The following is a 21,351-nucleotide window of genomic DNA, read 5'->3' as shown; positions in this document are numbered from 1 at the left end:
TTATGCGACCGGCCGTATAAGCTGCGCAATCTGGATAGATGTATTCAGGAACGTGATCTTGGGGTGGGCGTTGCGCTCAATGTGGTAATGGGCCTCATTCAGTTCCTGCGCCAGCTGCGCCCCGTTGCCCTGGTGAATGAGCTTTGCAAATTTCTGCACAAAGTCCAGTTCCGGTGCCGGCAGAAAGGTAATCAGCTGGTTGTCTACCCCAAACAGCAACACTTTTCTGAGCAGGCTTAGTGCAAACTGGAGAAAGTTTTTCTGATTCTCGCGGCCCAGTTTCTGGAAGTCTTCGCTCTGCTCCAGCACGGCGTCAAACTTATGGTTGTAGCACAGACGCATCCAGCTCAGGAAAAACGTAAAATAGTCTGAGGTCATTTCCCGGCTCAGCACCCGCGCCGCCTGCAGGTTCCCCTCGGCGAGCTGCGCCACCTGGTAAGCCCGCTCCTCCTCCACGCCCTGCTGCTCCTGCAGGTACCGGATCACCTCGGCGTCTGTAAAGGCCCGTACTTTCACCAGCTGGGTGCGGGAGAGAATGGTAGGCATGATCTTGTCTGACCCGTTGCTTACCAGCAGGAAGACCGTGGCGGCAGGTGGCTCCTCCAGCAATTTTAAGAGGGCGTTGGCCGCGCTGATGTTCATAAGCTCCGGCAGCCAGATCACTATCACCTTGTATTTGGCCTCAAAGGCTTTGAGCGAGGTCATGCGCACCAGTTCCCGGCTCTCCCCCACTGGAATGGTTCCCTGTTTGTTTTCGGCCCCTATGTACTGCATCCAGTCATTGAGCGTCTGGTAGGGGCTATCTGCCAGGAAGGTGCGCCATTGGGGTACAAAGTTCTTGCTGAGCGCCTCGCTGTCTTTCACCTTGGTCACCGGCATCACAAAGTTCAGGTCTGGGTGAATGCGCTTGCTGATTTTGGTACAGCTGGGGCAGACGCCGCAGGAGTCCTGGGGCTGTGGGTCTTCGCAGTTGAGGTATTGGGCATAGGCCAGCGCCAGCGCCAGGTTGGCACCTCCTTCTGCCCCCAGAAACAACTGGGCGTGCGCCACGTGCTGTGACGTAACGGAGTTCAGCAGCAGCTGCTTAGTTTCCTGATGGCCGTAAATAGTAGAGAACTGCACGGGTGGTTCTGAGTTTGGAAAATCAGGAGGGTCGCCTCCCGGGTCATAACCGTTTTGCCGGAGCCCAGCATGGGTTTCAAACGGAATGTAAAGATAAGATGCCTTGTCTGTTTTTGGGCTATTTTTCTGAAAATAGCCTAAAAACAGGTTTGCGCTGCCAGGTGCAAGGGGATTCTTGCCTCTTGCTGCCGGGGCGGTTTAGGTGACATTTTTCTGAGGCTGTCTGCGGATGGCAATGCGTAGTCTGCTGTTGCCTGACGTTGGCGTGAATACGGTGCCCTCATAGGCTGCGGCTGCAGTTGCTGCTGGACTGCGTGGGCTGCGGGCCCCTTAGCTGTGTTGCGGCAGGAATGCGTAGTCTGTAGTTTCCTTGGATCTCCCGTTTGCTCCGGTGCCTCACTCACTGTACTGTTTCATCTCTTCCGGTAAGCGCTCACGGCCGCGGGGCCCGTCCTGGCGGTGAGCACTGCTGTTAAAACTAGGCCCTCCGGCCTTGCCGCTGGAGCGGCACCGTATTAACAGAGGCGCTCACCCCCAGGACTGGTTTGGATTCCTCTCCTGCTACTTCCTTACTTGCTCTCTGTTTCAGTAGGTAACTACTGCTGATCCGCTAGCCTGTGACGAGCCCGTGCTGCGCACATCAGCCAGGGGCAGAAGTGCTAATTAACCCAGGTGCCACTAGCAGAAGTGTTGTTTATTTATTGCTGCTTGTTTGCCGCTTTCTCTGGTTCAAGTTTCCAACTTGGACCTATAATGGTGGAAGCTTCCAGCTTCCATGAGGCGGCAGCCTCACATTACTTCTGCCCTCCTATGGCGCGGAAGTTACTTCCGTGCCTTCTAACGCCAGCTGATACTCCCCCTTTGAAGGGCAGGGCCGTTATTTCTACTAGAAAAGAGGCCGCTCTTCCGGATTTGCAATCCGGAAGCAGGTACTGAGGGGATTTGAAATCCCCGGCCCCTTCTCTCTTGGCTCCTGTAGCGCAGATTGCAAATCTGAGGGATACGTAAGTTCGGGAGTGTAAATCCCAAACAGCGGTGGCACAGCCTCACACAGCTTCTGCTCTCTAAGCTGCGGAAGTTACTTCCGTGTCTTCTAACGTCACCAGATACTCCCCCATTGAAGGGGGCGGAGGGGGATGTTGACACCTGCCGGTCCACGCATTCCAGAGAATCCCCCTCCTGGGAGGGGCAGTGGTGGGTCACACGCATGGCAAGTTGTTTCCATCCGAAGCCAAATCACATGCTTGACTCAGGACTACTACCAGCAGCCCCCCTAGCGCCCGGAGGACCTGCGGGTGCCTGCCCAATTCCCTTTCTGCTGTTTTCTCAAAAACAGGCCAGAAACGGGAATAATCTGTTGCGGCCCTTAAACCGGCAGACCATCCCAGGGGCGGCCAGACTGGGTGAGGTGGAAGATTTGGGTAAAAATTTTGCGGTCTTCGCTGCTCAGCGCCAGGCCTCTTCTGCCCAGAACCGCTTCTGCCACCTCAAAGAATTTGGGCAGCCGGTACGTGACCATGGTATCAGCGCCGCCCCAGGTGAAGGACGGCACAAAGGTTGGCGGGAACCCAGCCCCGAAGATGTTGGCGCCCACGCCCACCACTGTTCCGGTGTTGAACATGGTATTGATGCCGCACTTCACGTGGTCTGCCATCATGAGGCCGCAGAACTGCAGACCGGTGTCTATCATTTTCTCTTGGGCATGGCTCCAGATTTTAATGGGCGCGTAGTTGTTCTTGAGGTTAGAGGCATTGGTATCGGCACCAAAATTACACCATTCGCCTACCACTGAATTGCCTAAGAAGCCTTCATGGCCCTTATTGGAGTACCCGAAGAAAACACAGTTGTTCACCTCGCCCCCCACTTTGCAGAAAGGGCCAATGGTGATATCCCCGCGCATACGCCCCCCCACGTTCACGTGGCTTTCCTCGCCCAGCGCAAACGGCCCCCTGATCATGGAACCTTCGTGCACTTCGGCATTCTTGCCAATATAGATAGGGCCTGTGTCTGCGTTCAGTATGGCGGCTTTGATTTTAGCGCCTTCCTCAATGAAGATGTTGCCCAGGTTATAGACGCGGGTGTGCTCATCTGTGATGGGCTGGCTGGTGCGCCCTTGGGTGAGGAGCTTGAAGTCAACCCTGATCTGGTCACCGTTCAATTTGAAGATGTCCCAGAGCTGGCGCACCACCACCAAAGACTGGTCTGTCTCCCGGGTGGTGTGCTCATGGGCGTAGCGGTAGAGGGCTTCTATGTCTGGCACCTCTGCGGCCGGGGCGTGCAGGGCTACCAGGAGGCCCTCAAATTCCAGTCCGTGCCCCACGGGCAGCTGTTGCACCTGTTCCAGAAGCTCGGCAGAGGGGCAGACGGCCCCGTTTACATACACGGTATCTTCGCTGCCGGTGACGGGGAGGCCAAATTTGCCCTGCAGGTACCCTTGCGTGAGAAAAGACACGGTTGCCTGTGACAGATTCCGCCACTTCTCCGCAATAGTCAGGATACCCACCCGCAGGTCAGCCACAGGCCTGGTGAAGGTAAACGGCAACAGATTCGCCCGCAAGGCCGGATCATCAAACAGGACAAGGTTCTTCATAAGACAAAAATAAAAAAGTCTTCCTGAAAACCTCAGGAAGACTTCTATACGGAGAAGCGTAAAATAGGCTAGACCTATTTCTTGTAACGCTGCTTGAACTTGTCAATACGGCCGGCAGTATCCACGTAGATGTTTTTACCGGTGTAGAACGGGTGAGAAGCAGAAGAAACCTCTACTTTGATCACAGGATATGTCTTGCCATCTTCCATAGTGATGGTCTCACTTGAGTTCATGGTAGAACGTGTGATGAATTTGTAATCGCTGGAAGTATCCTGGAAAACTACCTCTCTGTATTCAGGATGGATGTCCTTTTTCATTATATGCTATTTTTAGACGAATTTCTTCAATAGGACTGCAAAAGTAATACATCTGCCTGAAATTTAAAACTGTTAGGTGCAAATATTTTAAAGACTCCCCTCCTGAAGGAGTACAGGTTGGCGGGTTTGCAGATTATTTCCCTAAATTCGCCGGAAAACAGCACCTGACCATGATTTTTACAAAAGAGAGCCTCATTCTGGACCACCAACAGATCCTGCAGAAAATCAAGCGCATGGCCTTTGAGATCTACGAGCAGAATTTTGGCGAAACAAGATTAGTCCTGGCCGGTATCCATGAGAATGGGTATCTGCTGGCGCAGCTGCTGGAACAGGAACTGCGGGCTATTTCAGCCTTAGAGCTTTCTTTGCTTGAGGTGACCCTGCACAAAACCGAGCCGCTGGCCCATGACATTCACATTCAGCCGCTGCCAGCCTCTCTGAAAGACACGGCCGTGGTGCTGGTAGATGACGTGCTGAACACCGGCAAGACTCTGGCCTACACCCTGCGCGCCTTTCTGGACAAAGACTGCAGGAAGCTGGAGATTGCCACCCTCATTAACCGCCACCATACCCTCTACCCTATTACGGCCACTTACACCGGCTATTCCCTGGCAACCACCCTGCGGGAGCACATCAGGGTCATCTATAGAGAGCAGGAGTGGAACGCGTATTTGATCTAACCAACAGCATTCCCTGTTAGACCCGGCGCCCATCTGCTGGCGGCCAGACAGTTGCCTCATTAACCAATAGCGCCCCTCCTTTTTAAAACAGAAAACCCTCTAAAGCACGAATACTTTAGAGGGTTTTCTGTTTTGGGGCTGTTTTCCTGAAAACAGCCCCAAAACAGAAACTGCTACTCAGCCTGGTCAAACAAGGTGCCGCTGCGCACATGGTTGGGCGGAATCTTGCCCAGGTGGCGGTAAGCGGCCTCTGTGGCCTCACGGCCGCGACTGGTACGTTTCACGTACCCTTCCTGGATCAGGAACGGCTCATAGACCTCCTCAATGGTCTCAGCCTCTTCGCCGCAGGCGGTGGCAATGGTAGACAGCCCCACCGGCCCCCCTTTGAACTTGTCAATGATGGTGCTCAGAATGCGCTTGTCCATCTCATCCAGTCCGCTTTGGTCTACATCCAGGGCATTCAGCGCAAACTTGGCAATCTCTACCGTGATGGTACCGTCTCCTTTGATCTGCGCGAAGTCACGGGTACGGCGTAGCAGGTTGTTGGCGATACGCGGCGTACCGCGGCTGCGGCGGGCAATCTCAAAGGCGGCGTCTTCATGAATGGGCGCGCCCAAAATTTCTGAAGACCGCTGCACAATGGTAGTCAGCAGCTTGGAGTCATAATACTCCAGCCTTGAGTTAATCCCGAAACGGGCACGCAACGGCGAGGTTAGCAAACCGGAGCGGGTGGTGGCGCCAATGAGTGTGAACGGGTTCAGCGTGATCTGCACTGACCGGGCATTGGGGCCCGAGTCCAGCATGATGTCTATCTTATAGTCCTCCATGGCCGAGTACAGGTACTCTTCCACAATGGGGTTCAGGCGGTGGATTTCGTCAATAAAGAGTACGTCATTGCGCTCCAGGTTGGTAAGCAGGCCGGCCAAGTCGCTGGGTTTGTCCAGCACCGGACCAGACGTGATTTTAATATTGGAACCCAGGGCGTTGGCAATAATATGGCTTAGCGTGGTTTTACCAAGGCCCGGAGGCCCGTGCAACAGGACGTGGTCCAGGGCCTCACCACGCATGATGGCGGCGCCCACAAACACCTTCAGGTTCTCCACCACTTTCTCCTGGCCGGCAAAATCACCGAAATCCAGTGGCCTCAGGGCGCGGTCCAGCTCCCGGTCAGAGGGCGCCATGGCATCGGCGGAGCCGGTTAAATAATCTTCTCTCATGTGTAAAATCTCTTGGCTGTTGGGCAAAGATTCAGTTGTAAAGATAACACATCTGAGGCTAAAAACGCTCCAAGTGCACGAGGAAAAGCGGCAGATTTTGCTAGTAATTTTAACTTTAAACTAAATATATTAGCTATAATTAATCTTAGCTTTTGCATCGCCTGCGGCGAAGGAATGGATTTGCCTCTCAGGAAGTGATTTTCTCTTTCTGGCTTGTTTTCCTGAAAGTAGCCCCAAAACGCAGATAAAACAGATGCTTGTGTCAAGGATAACTTCCCTTTCAGGAGAAACCCTTGAGCGATGCCAACTCTAGAACTGAGCTTCAATAAATAGTCACACCCTTTTCTGTCATCCTGAAAGGATCTTGTGGGCAAGCTAGAAAAGCTTGGATTGTCTGCTACTGCCGTTCGCTACCAAGACTCTTCCAGAATGATAAAATAGGTGGGAATCTTGGTAGGTGTTATTTCTGCTTTCGGCCTGCTTTCTGAAATGTAGCCCCGAAACGCAGTTACAGATAAGAGCTTGAGAGTAAGATTACCGGCTTCGCGTTTCTGGCCTGTTTTTCAGAAAACAGCCCAAAAACGCGGAGGCAACCACGTTTTAGTAACTGCTTTTCTAGTTTGCTCACAAGGTCCTTTCAGGATGACAAAGTGGGGAGTACGTTGGGAGAAATCTCACTATAAGACAAATCCGTTTCTGACTGAAGAACGAAACCGTTTCTGGCCTGTTTCCATAATATCAGCCCCAAATAGAAAAGGCAGCCACGTTTCCGCAACTGCCTTTTCTAAGGTCATCTGAACAACGAACAACCAATAACTAAGAACTACTTAAACGCCTGAATTCCCGTGATATCAGCACCGGTGATCAACAGGTGAATGTCATGGGTGCCCTCATAGGTAACCACGCTTTCCAGGTTCATCATGTGCCGCATGATGGGGTACTCGCCGGTAATGCCCATGCCGCCGTGAATCTGGCGGGCCTCACGGGCTACCTGCAGGGCCATGTCTACGCTGTTGCGCTTGGCCATGGAGATCTGTTGGGTGGTGGCTTTGCCTTCGTTCTTGAGCATGCCCAGGCGCCACACCATGAGCTGCGCCTTGGTGATTTCGGTAATCATCTCGGCTAGTTTCTTCTGAATGAGCTGGAAACCGGCAATGGGTTTATCAAACTGGATGCGCTGCCTGGCGTAGCTCAGCGCGCTCTCGTAGCAGTCAATAGCGGCACCGATGGCACCCCACGCAATGCCGTACCGCGCCGAATCCAGACAGCCTAACGGACCGCGCAGGCCGTCTGCGTTGGGCAGCAGGTTTTCTTTGGGCACTTTCACGTTGTCAAACACCAGCTCACCGGTGCAGGAGGCGCGCAGGCTCCACTTGTTGTGGATCTCCGGGGTAGAGAAACCTTCCATGCCGCGCTCCACAATCAGACCTTTGATACGGCCCTGCTCATTCTTGGCCCACACCACGGCTACCTGGCACTCCGGTGAGTTGGAAATCCAGAGCTTGGCCCCGTTGAGCAGGTAATGGTCGCCCATGTCTTTGATGGTGGTCACCATGCCGCCGGGGTTTGAGCCAAAATCGGGCTCGGTGAGCCCGAAGCAGCCCAGCCATTCGCCGGAGGCGAGTTTAGGCAGGTATTTCTTGCGCTGTTCCTCTGAACCGTACGCGTAAATGGGGTACATCACCAGCGAGCCTTGCACTGACGCCGTAGACCGCATACCAGAGTCACCGCGTTCAATCTCCTGCATAATAAGCCCGTAGCTGATGTAGTCCAGCCCGCCGCCGCCGTATTCCTCTGGAATGGTAGGGCCAAACGCACCCACTTCGCCAAACTTGGGCACAATCTCACTGGGAAAATGCGCGTCTTGCGCCCACTTCTCAATGTTGGGGGAGATTTCGCGTTTCACAAAGTCCCGCATGGTCTGCCTGATCAGCTTGTGCTCCTCCGTGAGCAGGTCGTCTATGTTATAATAATCGGTGAAGCCGGAATTCTCTGACGCCATAGTGGTATAGGTTAACTTCTGTTAGTACGGTGTTGTCTCCAAACATAAGAAGAAACTACAGCCACGGCAACAGAATCAACAGAATTCCTGCCACGTAAACGATTACGCTTTCTGTTTTGGAGCTGTTTTCTGAAAAACAGCTCCAAAACAGAATTTACTTGCTGACCTATCAGAAATGTAGCGTCGTGGCTTTGACACGACGTGTCTCTATGAAACAGAAAGTCGCCCTGGCATTCTCTTCTGTTCAAGGCAATGGTTGCAAAGGAAGTTCTTTTTGCCTGGAGGCGGCAAGGCTGCGTGGTGCCACGTTGTGTCAGTGTCAGTGCCACCACACTACACTTTGCGTTCCGGCTGTTTTCCGGAAAACAGCCCGGAAACGCAAAGCCCTCACAGGTTTCTAACACCTGTGAGGGCTGAACGGTATTTCCTGTTTTCGGCCTGTTTTGGCTAAAGCAGGCTAGAAACAGCGTCTCCTGCCAGCCTGTCTTAGACATGAGGCAGATTCAGAAACTAAGGGCACGCTGTGAGAACAGAACCCTGCTATTGATTTAGAAAGGCAGGGCTCGGCTGGGTGACAAAAGCACAGGGCAGCCTTGGCACAGCGGTGTGCGTTACAGGCTGCCCCTTATGCATTACCGCTTGATGAACCGCTTGGTGACTTTTTTGCCGTCAATGGTCATATCTAAGATATAGATACCGCTTGCCAGAGACGAAATGTCAATAGGTTGTTCATTGGTGGAAGTTGGCAAAGTAAGCACGGTCTGCCCAGAGGTGTTTAAAACGCGACTGTTGGTGGCAGTGCCGGTGTAACGCAGGAACAGCTCATTCTCGGCCGGGTTAGGGTAAAGGGAAATGTCCTGGGTTACTTCCTCAGCTATAATGGCCATCCTGGCCGTTGTGTTCTTGGTGATCCGGAGCCAGTTCAGGTTCCAGCCGCCTGCAATGGCGCTTAAGCGCAGGGTGTAGGTGCCAGCTTGGTTGATGGTAACGTTTTGGGAAATGGTAGTCCAGCCTGTCTGCCACCCCCCGGTAGAAGGTACGTTTACGCGGCCAAGTATCACCACCCCGGTAAGAATAGACTCTATGATACCCCCGCCGTTGGCGCTGGCTACGCGGTACTCAATTTTGTAGCTACCTGCGGTTGGGAAATTAACGTTGGCGTACGAAATCTGATCACCGGTATCTATATGGCTTACGTTCAGGCCACCGCCGGTATCAGAACAAGCCTCTGTTTGCACGTCAGGCGCAGAAGAGTAGCTCTCGCCTTGTATAAGCGTGCCGGTACTGGTGGGTGGCGTACACGTAGAAGTGCCCAAGCTGTTTTTAAGGGCCGTCAAGTAAGCGGTGGCAAATTTATCCCGCCAGGTATTGTCCAGGAGTTTGGTGGCATCGCCCGAGTCCACGAAACCAATCTCGTTCAACACGCCAATGGCGTTATTGCCATTCAACACGCCTAAATGATACGGAAGGAACGTGGCATCTTCTACAGAGCGGCGATTTGTCCAACTGCCCCCGGCCACCATGCGGGCCTGTACTTCATTTGAAAAATTGCTGTTGCTGGTGTTGCTGGAGGTGCTTTGGTTACACCAGAAGGTTTCGGTGCCCGTTCCGCCGCCGGCGTTGCAGTGTATGCTCAGGAACCGGTCTGCGCCCCAGCTGTTAGACATGTCACGGCGTTGGGTCACTGAAATCCAGCCATTAGCGGTGGTTCTGGTCATTTTTACTGAATAGCTGGTACATTGGCTGTTGAGTTTGTCTCTCAGTTTAAGCCCAACGGCCAGCGCCGTAGAAATTTCAGTATCAGTACGGCCGTCTGGGTTACCGCCAGAAGAGTTGTACCCATGGCCCGGGTCTATCACAATGACTATCTGCGCCTGTGCGGCGAATGAGAAGAAAGCCAGGCAGAAAGCCAGCGCCCCTTTTAACCAATTGTTTTGTATATGTTTCGTCATGGTGGTTTACTTTTTGAGGTTTAAATCTGCCACGTATATTTTCCCCGATTTTTCATCAGCGAATGCAATCTTTTTGCCGTCTGGCGACACATCTGCCCACATTTCTATTCTGTCTGCCGTATTGGTGAGCTTGGTTTTGGCGTTGCTGCTGAGGGCAATATGATAAAGTTCAGAACCAGAGACGGTATGGCCGTCTTTAGATTCGTCTTCAAACGTGACAATACCGCTGCCGTCTGGCAACCAGCTGCTAGGCAAGCCAACACCCAGGTTCTTGCGCTTCCCGCTCCCATTGATGGCGTAGAGGTATATGTTGGGGCCTTCATTAACCACTACCTTTTTACCGTCCGGCGAAACCAGCGGGCTGTAGTACTGGCCTTCTTCTTGGGTAATGATCCAAGGCTCTCCGTTGCCTACCCTGGCCTCCAGCTTTAGGGTTTGGGGGTTAATGTACACTTTCAGCGAAGGGCTTTTGCGGGAAGAAAAGGTGCGGTTGGCTTTAGAAGAGTTGTCTTCTGACAAGACGCGCTCTCTGCCGCCCTTTAGATCTATGCTTTTCTCCAGGAACGTCCGGGCCCCGGAAGAAGTCTGCTTCTCATAGAAAATCACGCCCTTTCCGTCTGGTGTCCATTTGGCCTTGTACCCAATGCCCTGGCCTTCCTTGATTTTCTGTACACTGCCATTGCCGGCCAGGTCTTTAATGTACAAAGCGTCATTGTGGTGGTCTGTGAACAGGAGTTTTTGCCCGTCCGGAGACCACACCGGGCTGCTGTACTCATGGTCACCCGAGGTTACCTCCCGGATGTTCTGCAGGGCCGGCCCTTGCGCCTGCGCCTGAAGGCTTACACTACCTATTGATAGGCTCAGGTAGGTGAAACAACGAAGCGTTTTTTTTAACATCATACTGTTTGTTGGTTAGGTGAAAGATTAATTATTGAAAAAAAGAAAAGCTGTGGCAGCGCGGCTGCATTGCGCTAAAACGTATCTGGGTATCTGTAAAAGTGCCGGGCACCGGAAGAACGCAGAGGCAGTTTGCCTATGCCGGCGGCTCCCTGGGGCAAATGGTTAAAATTTGTCTGCTACTTTGCCCGGTGTTTCTGTAATAGGGGCTGCGTAGCAGAAAATAAGCTATAACCTGAACGCTGAAAGTGTACGCGTAAGAGCTTGGTTACATTTTGATGTAGCAAGCGAAAAGAGGCAGAATAAGGTTCTGCCTAAGTGGCCTTTGGGCAGCATAGCAGCACCAAGGGGAGAAAAAAGCACAAAGGCAGGTTCTTTTCATGCCGCTTTGCAGCGCGGAAGACAGATTTCAACCAGCTCTAAGAGCAAGCCTAAAATTTGCTCACCGTGCTCCGGAACAGTTATAATAAAACCCTGTTTACAGCATTCTGGACTCGGCTAGGCTACCAGGCTTCTCCAAAAAAACCGGCAGGTCATTTTCACCAAGAGTATGTTTAACCTTACCCTTTTGCGCTGCAAACGGAAATCACCAAAACCTGCCGTTGTCATGTTAGGACACCGTAACATGCCTTATACTGCTCAAAAATACTGTTACATGAAGCCCTCTGGTTGAGCCTGCAAACCAACTGGTAAGCAATCGGTTACAGCGCCAGAAACTTCACAAGCAGCCAGTTGGTTCTCAATTCTACTGCCCAAATTTCATTTGCATTGCGGTTACTAAAAAGGAAACTAACCGCACTCCTATAACTATGAATATTCTATTTATATATAGAATGTTTTTAACACAAAATATATCAACGCAGAGGGTTGATATTAAACAAATTACGCTGGCATTTCATGTACATCGTTAGAATAAAGCGGCCTAACGCTTTAAAAGGCACCACCACACAATTTTAAATCTTATCAATAATTCATCTCAACAAGCGCACCTAAATGATAAATTTCAATTTTTTAAGCTATTTATTAACAAAATAAATTCCTAAAAGTAGCAATTTACTTTCAAGAAACAGGGCAGTGCTCTTGCCTCTGTAGCGAAAAGCCCTCTTGTCGCCGCGGCTGTAGCCCAGAAATTGTGTTTACCGACTTTCAGAATGGGCTATAGGCCAGACTTCCGAGTGTCACAGCAAAGGCTGTTTCCGGCCTATTATTAAAACAACAGGCCGGAAACGGAAAACCATCTATAAGTAGCGGCTTTCCGTAAAATAACACCACGGTTGCGTTTCTGGCCTGTTTTCTGGGAAATAGCCCGAAAACAGAATTTGCTTGCTGACCTATCAGAAATGTAGCGTCGTGGCCTTGACATGACGAGGCTCCATGAAACAGAAAAGGCGCCTAGGCATTGTCTTCAGTTCAAGGCAAAGTTGTGAAGGGGGTTCTTTTTGTCTGGAGGCGGCAAGGCTGCGTGGTGCCACGTCGTGTCAGTGCCACGACGCTACATCTTCCGTTTCCGGGTCGTTTTCCGGAAAACAGCCCGGAAACGCAAAGCCCTCACAGGTTTCTAAAACCTGTGAGGGCTGAACGGTATTCTCTGTTTTTGGCCTGTTTTGGCTAAAACACGCTAGAAACGCAAACTCACCTGCGCCAAGTAATTGCGCGGCGCCTGCGGGAAGTAGTAGTTGTAGTGATAGCGGGTGTTATCACCCACGTAATATTCAGAGAAGGTGAAACCGTTGGCCTCATATTTCTCACTGAACAGGTTGTTCACCAACAGCCCCAGCTCTATTTCTTTCATCCAGTTGGTTACGCTGAAACGGTAGAACAGCCGCACATCACTCACCTCATAGGGTTTGAGACGGCGCTCCTGACTGGCGGTATTGTCCAGGAACTGCTCGCTCACCGTTTTGAACTGGTACTGGAACCGCAAACCCTTTACCGGCTGCACTTCCAGTTGGCTAGACGTCACCACGCTGGGCGAATATGAAATAGTAGTTTCCGCGTAGCGGCTCACTACGGCTTCTACGGGATTGTAGTCCTCATCAAACCGGTACACGGTTTCCCCGAAATTCTTGATGCGGTTGCGGCTCCATGACAGATTGGTAGTCAAACGGGCAAAGTTCCCCCAGCCCAGACCGGCGGCCACTTCTACCCCGGTACGGTAGCTTTCAGCAATGTTGGTTCTCAGCGGCGTGCCCACATTGTTCACTTGGCCGGTTAATACCAGCTGGTCTTTGTAGTCCATGTAGAAATACGTGAGGTCAGTGGTGAGGCGCACCGGAAGCCCGTTCACATCGCCCAAGGGTTGGTTCAGGCGATAGCCTGCCTCATAGTCAACCATGCGTTCGGCCTTGGCCCGGTCATTGGCGGGGCGGTCCACAAAGTCTGAGCGCGTGGGCTCGCGGTGGCCCACCGCCACTGAGGCGTATAAACTGTGCGCCTCATTCACCGCAAAGGTCACGCCGGCCTTGGGGTTGAAGAAGTCATAGTCAGCGCGGGTGGTCACGTCGCGCTGGTCATCATCAGTGCCGTCAATTTTATAGTCAACGGTACGCAGTTGCAGGTCTCCGAAGAAGCCCAATTGCTCTGTGGCCTGAACGTTGGCTTTGGCGTACACGTTGAAGTCGGTTTTGCGGGCGTTGCCGTCATAATAGCGGTGGCCGGGTTGAATGGTAGGGGCATATTGCGCCCAAATCACCTCGCCGTAATGGTCACCGTCATAGCGGTTCCAGCCGCCGCCCAACACGGCGCTCAACTTGCCCGTTCCGCGGTACTGCAACGCAAAAGTGGTTCCGTAGAAATGGTTGTCCAGCCATTTCTGGCGCACCAAATCGGTTTCTGCTACAGTGGTGCCCCCTATCGCCAGCGGCGGAATCCTGTAATCAGAGAAACTCTCACCGGCCTTGTAGTTCTCATAAAACCCGAAGCCGCGGGTATAGTGCAAGGCAGCGTTGAAAGAAAGCGCCGGGCTGAACTCATGGCCGTAGTGCAGCTGGTAGTGGTACTGCTGGTAATCATCTACCTCATTGTCATACGGCGTGTCATCGCCCATGTCGGTGCCCGCCGAGTTGTAGCGGCGGTTGGTTTTCAGGGTTTCCTCGTCCACGCCGTTCCAGGCCTGGTACGTTTTCTCGTGGCCGCCAAAAATCACCACTTTCAGCAGGTCTTTAGCACCATAATAGCCACCCGACACATAGAAAGACTTCAGGTCAGAAGAGGCGCGCTCCACGTACCCGTCAGAAGAAATGCGGGACAGGCGGCCGTCCACGGCAAACTTGCCGCCCAGCAGCCCGGTGCCAAACTGCACGTTGTTTTTCCAGGTGTTGTAAGAACCGTAGGCATTATCGGTGCGGGCATACGCTTCTGGGCTGGCGTCCTGAGTCTGCAAATTGAGGCTGGCGCCGAAGGCTCCCGGTCCGTTGGTAGACGTTCCCACCCCGCGCTGAATCTGCACGTCTTGCAATGAAGTGGCAAAGTCTGGCATGTTCACAAAGAAAACGCCGTGGCTTTCGGCATCATTCACGGGTATTCCGTTCACGGTCACGTTGATGCGGGTTATGTCTGAACCCCTGATGCGCATGCCCGTGTAACCTACCCCGGCCCCGGCGTCTGAGTTGGTCACCAGAGAAGGCGTATTCTCCAGCAGGTACGGCAGGTCCTGGCCAAAATTACGGCTTTCCAGCTCCTCTTTGGTTACATTTGAATACGTGGTACCGGTTTTCTCATTGGCGCGGGTGGCGGTGACCAAGACCTCTTTGGTGGCCACGCTGGTACGGGTGAGGCTGAACTCCAGCGGCTGGGCAGCCGGAACGGTCACTGTCTGCGAGGCGGTACCGTACCCCAGGTAACTAACCTGCACGGTGTATTCGCCAGCAGGCACATTTGTGAAAGAGAAACGCCCGAAGGCATCTGTGAGTGTGGCGCGGTTACCGGGGGTAAGCGCAACGGTACTACTGATAAGCGGTGATTGCGTGGCGGCATCTAGTACGCGGCCAGACAAGGTGGTCTGCGCCATGGCAAACCACGGCAGCAGGCAGCCCATGAGCAGGGCTAAAACTTTTTTCATGTAAAAAAGAAAGTTGTAAGAGCTTGTGTACCTTTTGCTTGTGCGCTGCAAACTTTTATAGCAAGAACCTGCGTTGGCCTTTTCCTAGACCCGTAGCGCGGCTACGTTTCTCAGAAAACGCTTCGGCAGAACCTTCCTCTGCCAGTTTTCGCTTACAAAATCAAAAAAGTGTACAAGCTCAATGTAAAACAAACAGGAGCCACCAGGGGCCGGCTCTCCCACTCTGTTTTGATTCCCTTGTTTTTCCCTTCGCCGGTATTACCCGTATCAGGTTCAATGGGTATGATCTCAGCCCGTTATATTAAGGCACCCCTAAAACTGGGGCAAAGCTACACCCGCTTTTCTCATAATCAAACTCCGGGCGAGAAGTTGATCATTTTTTTGCGTTTAGGGCTAACATAGCAAGGCTGCTATACGTTGAACAGGGAGAGACGCTTTTCCAAAGCCGTGGATGTGATGTGAGACTCCTAATGCAGCAGTATTATGTTGATTGTATACTCTCTGGCAATGTTTGCCTTGATTGCCTTTCTGGCGCTGGCACCGCGCAAGAAACTCACCGTGCCGCCGCAAGATGACAGTGATGATGACGGCGGCGAACCTTTGAATGACGGCTTGCCAGACCTTGACCTCCCACCGGGCATTTGCCTGCCAATCAATGATTGGGAACCAGATTATAACCGGCCCAGCATTAAAACCTCACCGGCCTACTAATCTGCCTGAACAGAAAAACCCCGGAAGCCAGGCCCCACCGCCGAGCTTCCGGAGTTTGCTTTTTCATGAGGCCACCCCGCCCTTCTCTACTCTGCCCACGCAGCCCCCCCTGCGCCAGATGGCCCCTATTTACCCGCTTGCTGCAAGGGCACACTGCCACCTGCTCACAGACAACTGGGGTTCTCCCGGCCCGCAACCGCTGGTTTTGCCCTGGTTTCTCAAAAACAGCCCAGAAACAGGAACCTCCACTGCTACGCTTCAAAAGAAAAGCCGAGGCTCTGGCGGGAGCATCGGCTTTTCCTGGAAGGGTATGGCTGCTTAGAGTCTGGCGGTTTTGTCTTTGGTGTCTTTGGTCTTTTTGGCCTTGGCTACCTCTTCTAGTTTGGCTACCAGTTCAATCTGCAGCTCTACATCATCTTGAATGGCTTTGTCACCCAGGTTCTCAAAGAAGTTGCCAGACCTGTATTTGATGTCCCATTTGGTGCGGTCAAACTTCAAGGTGGCTTTGGCAGTGGCCACGTCTTTTTTCACGCCCACATACGCCGGGAACGTCACTTCGTTTGAGATCCCTTTAATGGTGAGGTTGCCGGTGACAATGTAGTTGGCGGTACCTGCTTTGGCGTTTTGCCTGGGCGCCAGATTGGTGATGGCGAAAGAGGCGGTGGGGTGGCTGGCCACTGAGAAGAAATCATCTGCCTTGAGGTGGTCAACCAGTTTTTTGTTTGAGTTGCCCTGCAGGTCATTGCACGTGATGCTGGTCATGTCCATGACAAAGGTGCCTCCCCGCAAACCGGCTTTTTCATGCAGGATAACCCCGCTGGCCAGTTTGATGTTACCGTTGTGCTCCCCGGTCACCTTGCGCCCAACCCAGGTGACTTTGCTTTCCTCAGGCACAACTTTGTACCTTTTCATATCACTTGCGCGCACCTCAGCGGCTGAGGCTGCATGTGCCGGGCCAGAAGAGGCTGCTTTGAAAGCTGACACGCCTACCGCGGCAGCCACTAAGGCAGAAAGTACTACTTTTTTCATGGGTATGTGAATTTGGAAGGTGGTCGTTTTCTTATCAGCAATACAGGGGTTTTATCCCCGCACTTTGTCTAGCAGGGCACTCAACTGCTCAGCCTCCTCAGGGGTAAGGTTCTCTTCCCCCATCAGTTTACCCAGGTTGAGCTCATCAATCTGCTTCAGGAGGGTGAGGCCTTTTTCTGTAATCAGAATATCTACCGTGCGCCGGTCAGTGGGGCACTGGGTTCTGGTGACCAGCTCCTTGGCCTCCAGCTTGTCCACAATACGGGAGGCGTTAGACGTTTTATCCAGCATGCGCTCAATCAAAAGGTTCACCGTGGCCGGCTTGGGGAACTGCCCGCGCAGAATGCGCAGCACGTTGTATTGCGGCAAGGTCACCCCAAATTGCTTGAACTGGGTAGACTGCCGCAGCTGCAGCCAGTTAGAGGTGTACAGTATGTTTATGAACACCTTCTGATAGGCATTTTTGAAGGCACTCTGCTTGATCTCTTCTTCTATTTTCATGACAAAGTCTATCACCTGGGGGGAAAGGGCTATGTTTTTGTCCCGCATTGAACCGGAAACTTCTGTCGGCTCCCTTAGCAAAGGTAAAAACCAACATCCATATTCTTTGCACCGTATGCCTCATAAACCACGCAGCACCCCATCATGCAAGAACCTTTTTTCCTTATTTCCTGGACAGAGCTTTTCTCCAGCCCTGAGAACATGATCAAATATGGCGGCCTTACCCTCATTCTGGCCGTGGTATTTGTAGAGACGGGCCTGCTCATTGGGTTGGTGATACCAGGCGGTGACTCTCTGCTGCTTACCACGGGGCTTTTGGCCGGGGCCAAGGTCCTGACCGTGCCCCTGGCGGGTTTGCTGGCGAGCATGACCGCCGCCGGCGTGGCCGGCGACCTGCTGGGCTACACCATTGGCAGACGCATGGGCAAAAAGCTTTACCACAAGAAAGATACATGGTATTTTAAAAGAAAGCACCTGGAACGGGCAGAAAAATTTTACAAGGAGAAAGGCAAAACCGCCATTGTGGTAGGCAAATTTGTACCGGTGGTGCGCACGTTCAACCCGCTGCTGGCGGGCGTGACGGGCATGGACATCAAGCACTTTCTATTCCTGAGCGCGGTGGGCACCTCCCTCTGGATTTGCACACTGGTTTTAGCCAGCTATTACCTGGGCCAGCAGTTCCCGCAGCTGAAAGACTACTTACACTACGCCATACCGGCTATAATTTTCATCTCGGTACTGCCGGGTATTATCCAGTATTTGAAGGAGCGCAAGAAGGGCAAAGCTGAGCACCAGCAGTAGCCTTATTTGCGTTTCCGGCTTATTTTTCTGAAACTAGCATGAAAACAGGAACCCATCATTTTACCTCTATGCCCAAACGTTGTCTGCAGGTGAGCGGCACCCTACTGGTATTGGCACTCCTTACGGCCGGGTCTGCCCTGGCGCAGGGGGCCACCATTCAGAAAACTGAAAGCGGACGCACCACCACGCCCAGTGTCACGCCTGCCCGGGAAGGCGTGATCATGCGGAATGGAAAGCCCATGACCATTTTACCCAAAGGGTACGCCCCCCTGAGCCAGGCCAAGACCTTCCCTAACGGTGCCCAGCTCCAGCCCAACGGCCAACTGAAAACCGCAGACGGGCAGACCCGGCTGCTCCAGGACGGCGACCGGCTGGACCTGCAAGGGAATCTGATCAAGAACCCGGTCATTGTTCAGCAAAGCACCACCCTCACCGGCGACACCACCGGCTTTGGCAACCAGCTCCTGCATGCCCAAGCCCTGCAAGAGCGCATTCAGCTGCTGCAGCGCAAACGCGAAATCTTAGAAAAGAAAAACGAACTCCTGCAAGGCGCGGTAAAAGACAAGGCCAAAACCGCTAACCTCCAGAAGCTGGATGCCGAACTGGCCAAGGTGCAGCAGCAGCTGGCCAGTGAGGAGAAGAAACGGCAGTAGCCTTGTTCCCCTGTAAAACAGGAAATCCCCGGCAGAGCGCTCTGCCGGGGATTTCCTGTTTTAGGGCTACTTTTTTAAAAACAGCCCTAAAACACAACTGAGGCATTAGGGCATCTCAATGGGGTATAGTTTCCCTTCCTGCTCCTTCACCAGTGCAAACGGCTCCTCTTTCACAATCAGCATGCCGTCCAGGTCCAGCAGGTCAACACCGTGGGCCAGCTGAATAGCAGACCAGATGCCCATGCTGGTTTCCATCATGCAGCCAATCATGGTTTTCAACCCGGCGGCGCGGCTTTTGTTCAGAATCTCCAGTCCGTTCAGGTAGCCGCCGGCTTTCATGAGCTTCATGTTCACCCCGTGAAACTGCTGCTTCAACAGCCCCCAATCTGCGTGGTCGGTTACAGACTCATCTGCAAACAGGTCATAAGGGGAATGCTTTTTCAGGTAAAGATATTCTTCGGCCAGGGCCGAAGGCATGGGTTGCTCAATCATGATAACAGGGTACTTCCTGAGCTTCTCCATGAACACCACCATGGCGTCTGGGTCTTGCCAGGCCTCGTTGGCGTCTACCATCAACGGCTTGGAGGTAGCCCGGGCCACTTCAGCCATCATGTCCAGACCGGTTTCCTGGTTCACCTTCACCTTCAGGTACTCAAACCGCTGCAGGCCGTGTTCCTGGGTGAAGGGGGCTATCCTGGCAGGGTCCATGATGGGGTATGAATAGGCCGTGGGCACAGAGGTCATGGGCTGCACCCCTAAAAACTGGCCCACTGTCTGGTTGCTTTTGCGGCAAACGTAATGAATGAACGCAGACTCAAGCGCAAACCTGAGCGCGGGCAGCACCTCTACCTGCCTCATCAGTTGCTGCAGCTCGTCTACAGAGCCAATCTGGTCCAGGCCACCGGCCTGCAGGGCGCTGAACTGCTGGTTCAGGAGTTCGGGGGTTTCGCCGTAGCGCACGTTGGGCGCCGCCTCGCCGCGGCCATGCACCTTGCCATCACCCACGGTGACAAAAAGGTTGGTTTTTACATCAGAGGCATTGCGTGAGATCTTCCAGGTGTAACGCAGGGTGAGCTCACGGGTCTCTAAATGCCAAATTAACATAGGGTGTAGTTTTATTAGAAAGAAGGCTCAAGTATAGATAAAAAAATGCCACCTTTCTAAAATATCTTAAGAACCAGCCCGCATTTCTGCCTTTTTCTGAAACCATAGAAATACCTTATATTTGTCAGTTGCCGTGGCAATCTGAGCCTGCCCACACCCTTTATAACTCCAAACCCAATGGCGCCCTCTGCCTGTGCAAGTGCGTTGACAGTACTCTGTTTATGAAAAAATCTTCACTTGCCCTGGTGGCATTTGTCATCATTTCAATTGCGGCTGTTCTTACCGTCATGCACAACTACGGCGTAGTGGCCCTGCCTGAGCTGGCACTGGCCGCCATGCGCTGGATTGGCATTGCCGTGTTGTGCCTTTTTGCCGTGCGTAAGAAAAGCCTCACCACCTGGATTCTGGTCAGCATGGTCATTGGTGCCGAGATTGGGTACAGTTTCCCTGATTTCGCCCAGAACCTGAACGTGCTGAGCAAGATCTTCCTCAAGCTGGTGAAGACCATCATTGCGCCGCTCATCTTCGCCACGCTGGTGGTAGGCATTGCCGGCCACTCTAACCTGAAGCAGGTGGGCAAAATGGGAGGGAAAGCCCTTATTTACTTTGAGGTGGTGACCACCATTGCACTGTTCATTGGTCTGGCCGCCATCAACATTAGCCGTGCCGGCGACGGGATTGTGCTCAAAGGCGAAGCCCATGGTGAGCTTCAGGCCCCGCCGCCGCAGACCTGGCAGGACATTATCCTGCACATTTTCCCGGAGAACATTGCCAAGTCTATTGCCGAAGGGCAGGTCCTGCAGATTGTGGTGTTCAGTGTGCTGTTCGGGATTGGGCTGGCCATGCTGAACGAGCGCAAGCGCCGCCCGCTGCTGGAGGTTACAGAGAGCCTGGCCGAGACCATGTTCAAGTTCACCAACATCATCATGTACTTTGCCCCCATTGCCGTGGGTGCGGCCATTGCCTACACGGTGGGCCACATGGGTTTCAGTATTCTCATCAACCTCTTCAAACTGCTGGCCACGCTGTACGTAGCCCTGCTGGCGTTCCTGCTGCTGGTGCTGCTGCCGGTGGCGCTGTTCTTCCGGATTCCGGTGAAAATGTTTGCCAAGGTGATTGCCGAGCCGGTGTCTATCGCCTTTGCCACCACCAGCTCTGAGGCCGCCCTTCCGCGCGCCATGGAGGCCATGGAGTCTATTGGGGTGCCGCGCAAGGTAGTGGCGTTTGTGATGCCCATGGGCTACAGCTTCAACCTGGACGGCACCACTCTGTACCTGTCACTGGCTTCTGTGTTTGTGGCGCAGGCGGCGGGCATTGACCTAAGCTGGGAGCAGCAGCTGCTCATGGTGTTCACGCTCATGCTGACCAGCAAGGGGGTGGCCGGCGTGCCGCGCGCCTCTTTGGTGATCCTGATGGGAACGGCGGCGTCTTTCGGCTTGCCGGTAGAGCCAATCTTTATTATTCTGGGCATTGACGAACTCATGGACATGGCCCGCACCTCAGTGAACGTGATTGGCAACTGCCTGGCCACCGCCGTGATTGCCCGCTGGGAAGGCGAGTTTGTAGACCTGGACGAGCCAAGGCCCATTGAATCAGTATAAAATCTTATTGGCGCAACAGACGTTAGATACCTTGAGGAAAGGAACCTGTCTCTCCCGTATGCTTCTTAAGCAAGGAGCCCAGGACATGAAACCTAACCTCTAGTCTCCAGTTCC

17 protein-coding genes and 1 riboswitch are annotated in these 21,351 nt (G+C 53.1%); of the genes, 5 read left to right on the top strand and 12 right to left on the bottom strand.

The features are described 5' to 3' along the window. The 3 genes from A8O25_RS01970 to A8O25_RS01960 form a co-directional block, all read right to left on the bottom strand. Window positions 1–1,122 (bottom strand): DNA polymerase III subunit, encoded by a 1,122-nt coding sequence (locus tag A8O25_RS01970; protein ID WP_066830078.1) that lies wholly within the window; start codon window positions 1,120–1,122, stop codon window positions 1–3. 1,366 nt (window positions 1,123–2,488) lie between these two features. Next, complete coding sequence (locus A8O25_RS01965) at window positions 2,489–3,712, bottom strand: GlmU family protein (RefSeq protein ID WP_066830075.1); 1,224 nt, start codon at window positions 3,710–3,712, stop codon at window positions 2,489–2,491. Between the two features lie 74 nt (window positions 3,713–3,786). Continuing rightward, entirely contained in the window at window positions 3,787–4,029 is a 243-nt protein-coding gene (locus A8O25_RS01960; RefSeq protein WP_066830073.1) for a type B 50S ribosomal protein L31, read from the bottom strand. Between the two features lie 170 nt (window positions 4,030–4,199). Between A8O25_RS01960 and A8O25_RS01955 the strand changes: the two genes are divergently transcribed. Next, window positions 4,200–4,709, top strand: coding sequence for a phosphoribosyltransferase family protein (locus A8O25_RS01955; RefSeq protein ID WP_066830071.1), 510 nt, complete (start codon window positions 4,200–4,202; stop codon window positions 4,707–4,709). Between the two features lie 173 nt (window positions 4,710–4,882). On the opposite strand, the gene ruvB is transcribed toward A8O25_RS01955, so the two are convergent. The 6 genes from ruvB to A8O25_RS01925 form a co-directional block, all read right to left on the bottom strand. After that, entirely contained in the window at window positions 4,883–5,926 is a 1,044-nt protein-coding gene (gene ruvB / locus A8O25_RS01950; protein ID WP_066830070.1) for a Holliday junction branch migration DNA helicase RuvB, read from the bottom strand. After that, window positions 5,923–6,192 carry a hypothetical protein gene (locus A8O25_RS01945; protein WP_161947680.1) on the bottom strand — a complete coding sequence of 90 codons (270 nt, stop codon included), beginning with the start codon at window positions 6,190–6,192 and terminating at the stop codon, window positions 5,923–5,925. Before A8O25_RS01945 ends, ruvB begins: the two co-directional genes overlap by 4 nt. A 557-nt stretch (window positions 6,193–6,749) precedes the next feature. Continuing rightward, on the bottom strand, window positions 6,750–7,928 hold the full coding sequence (locus A8O25_RS01940; RefSeq protein WP_066830061.1) for an acyl-CoA dehydrogenase family protein: 1,179 nt from the start codon (window positions 7,926–7,928) through the stop codon (window positions 6,750–6,752). 632 nt (window positions 7,929–8,560) lie between these two features. Further along, the gene (locus A8O25_RS01935; RefSeq protein WP_066830058.1) at window positions 8,561–9,880 is read right to left on the bottom strand and encodes an N-acetylmuramoyl-L-alanine amidase; all 1,320 of its coding nucleotides are present in this window, start codon (window positions 9,878–9,880) and stop codon (window positions 8,561–8,563) included. A 6-nt stretch (window positions 9,881–9,886) separates the two neighbouring features. Further along, the gene (locus A8O25_RS01930) at window positions 9,887–10,780 is read right to left on the bottom strand and encodes a TolB family protein (protein WP_066830055.1); all 894 of its coding nucleotides are present in this window, start codon (window positions 10,778–10,780) and stop codon (window positions 9,887–9,889) included. Between the two features lie 1,615 nt (window positions 10,781–12,395). Next, on the bottom strand, window positions 12,396–14,837 hold the full coding sequence (locus tag A8O25_RS01925) for a TonB-dependent receptor (protein WP_066830047.1): 2,442 nt from the start codon (window positions 14,835–14,837) through the stop codon (window positions 12,396–12,398). A 227-nt stretch (window positions 14,838–15,064) separates the two neighbouring features. Beyond that, window positions 15,065–15,161, bottom strand: a riboswitch (TPP riboswitch). A 159-nt stretch (window positions 15,162–15,320) separates the two neighbouring features. Between A8O25_RS01925 and A8O25_RS01920 the strand changes: the two genes are divergently transcribed. After that, on the top strand, window positions 15,321–15,548 hold the full coding sequence (locus A8O25_RS01920; RefSeq protein WP_066830044.1) for a hypothetical protein: 228 nt from the start codon (window positions 15,321–15,323) through the stop codon (window positions 15,546–15,548). A gap of 318 nt (window positions 15,549–15,866) precedes the next feature. On the opposite strand, the gene A8O25_RS01910 is transcribed toward A8O25_RS01920, so the two are convergent. Together A8O25_RS01910 and A8O25_RS01905 are read right to left on the bottom strand one after the other, a co-directional pair. Next, window positions 15,867–16,577 (bottom strand): YceI family protein, encoded by a 711-nt coding sequence (locus A8O25_RS01910; RefSeq protein ID WP_066830037.1) that lies wholly within the window; start codon window positions 16,575–16,577, stop codon window positions 15,867–15,869. Between the two features lie 51 nt (window positions 16,578–16,628). Then, entirely contained in the window at window positions 16,629–17,078 is a 450-nt protein-coding gene (locus tag A8O25_RS01905; RefSeq protein WP_066830300.1) for a MarR family winged helix-turn-helix transcriptional regulator, read from the bottom strand. Window positions 17,079–17,222: 144 nt separating this feature from the next. On the opposite strand from A8O25_RS01905, the gene A8O25_RS01900 reads away from it, so the two are divergent. Then, a complete protein-coding gene (locus A8O25_RS01900) occupies window positions 17,223–17,879 on the top strand; it encodes a DedA family protein (protein WP_066830035.1) in 657 nt (218 codons plus the stop codon). A gap of 38 nt (window positions 17,880–17,917) precedes the next feature. Further along, a complete protein-coding gene (locus A8O25_RS01895) occupies window positions 17,918–18,532 on the top strand; it encodes a DUF6799 domain-containing protein (RefSeq protein WP_066830033.1) in 615 nt (204 codons plus the stop codon). A 105-nt stretch (window positions 18,533–18,637) separates the two neighbouring features. Here the strand turns inward: A8O25_RS01895 and A8O25_RS01890 are convergent, their stop codons facing one another. Then, window positions 18,638–19,636 (bottom strand): dipeptide epimerase, encoded by a 999-nt coding sequence (locus A8O25_RS01890; protein WP_066830032.1) that lies wholly within the window; start codon window positions 19,634–19,636, stop codon window positions 18,638–18,640. 221 nt (window positions 19,637–19,857) lie between these two features. Here A8O25_RS01890 and A8O25_RS01885 point away from each other — a divergent pair, with 221 nt between their 5' ends. Further along, window positions 19,858–21,237 carry a dicarboxylate/amino acid:cation symporter gene (locus tag A8O25_RS01885; RefSeq protein ID WP_066830298.1) on the top strand — a complete coding sequence of 460 codons (1,380 nt, stop codon included), beginning with the start codon at window positions 19,858–19,860 and terminating at the stop codon, window positions 21,235–21,237. Window positions 21,238–21,351 lie beyond the last annotated feature (114 nt).

The organism is Rufibacter ruber (assembly GCF_001647275.1).
In the GTDB taxonomy this organism is placed as follows: Bacteria; Bacteroidota; Bacteroidia; order Cytophagales; family Hymenobacteraceae; genus Nibribacter; species Nibribacter ruber_C.
The sequence above is the reverse complement of the archived record's forward strand: the minus strand, read 5'-3'. Positions and strand labels throughout refer to the sequence as shown.

What these genes read in the sequence shown, in the direction of transcription:
- A8O25_RS01965 (WP_066830075.1), bottom strand. Translation starts at nt 3,712, where the DNA reads ATGAAGAACCTTGTCCTGTTTGATGATCCGGCCTTGCGGGCGAATCTG.
- A8O25_RS01960 (WP_066830073.1), bottom strand. Translation starts at nt 4,029, where the DNA reads ATGAAAAAGGACATCCATCCTGAATACAGAGAGGTAGTTTTCCAGGAT.
- A8O25_RS01955 (WP_066830071.1), top strand. Translation starts at nt 4,200, where the DNA reads ATGATTTTTACAAAAGAGAGCCTCATTCTGGACCACCAACAGATCCTG.
- ruvB (WP_066830070.1), bottom strand. Translation starts at nt 5,926, where the DNA reads ATGAGAGAAGATTATTTAACCGGCTCCGCCGATGCCATGGCGCCCTCT.
- A8O25_RS01940 (WP_066830061.1), bottom strand. Translation starts at nt 7,928, where the DNA reads ATGGCGTCAGAGAATTCCGGCTTCACCGATTATTATAACATAGACGAC.
- A8O25_RS01935 (WP_066830058.1), bottom strand. Translation starts at nt 9,880, where the DNA reads ATGACGAAACATATACAAAACAATTGGTTAAAAGGGGCGCTGGCTTTC.
- A8O25_RS01930 (WP_066830055.1), bottom strand. Translation starts at nt 10,780, where the DNA reads ATGATGTTAAAAAAAACGCTTCGTTGTTTCACCTACCTGAGCCTATCA.
- A8O25_RS01925 (WP_066830047.1), bottom strand. Translation starts at nt 14,837, where the DNA reads ATGAAAAAAGTTTTAGCCCTGCTCATGGGCTGCCTGCTGCCGTGGTTT.
- A8O25_RS01920 (WP_066830044.1), top strand. Translation starts at nt 15,321, where the DNA reads ATGTTGATTGTATACTCTCTGGCAATGTTTGCCTTGATTGCCTTTCTG.
- A8O25_RS01910 (WP_066830037.1), bottom strand. Translation starts at nt 16,577, where the DNA reads ATGAAAAAAGTAGTACTTTCTGCCTTAGTGGCTGCCGCGGTAGGCGTG.
- A8O25_RS01905 (WP_066830300.1), bottom strand. Translation starts at nt 17,078, where the DNA reads ATGAAAATAGAAGAAGAGATCAAGCAGAGTGCCTTCAAAAATGCCTAT.
- A8O25_RS01900 (WP_066830035.1), top strand. Translation starts at nt 17,223, where the DNA reads ATGCAAGAACCTTTTTTCCTTATTTCCTGGACAGAGCTTTTCTCCAGC.
- A8O25_RS01895 (WP_066830033.1), top strand. Translation starts at nt 17,918, where the DNA reads ATGAAAACAGGAACCCATCATTTTACCTCTATGCCCAAACGTTGTCTG.
- A8O25_RS01890 (WP_066830032.1), bottom strand. Translation starts at nt 19,636, where the DNA reads ATGTTAATTTGGCATTTAGAGACCCGTGAGCTCACCCTGCGTTACACC.
- A8O25_RS01885 (WP_066830298.1), top strand. Translation starts at nt 19,858, where the DNA reads ATGAAAAAATCTTCACTTGCCCTGGTGGCATTTGTCATCATTTCAATT.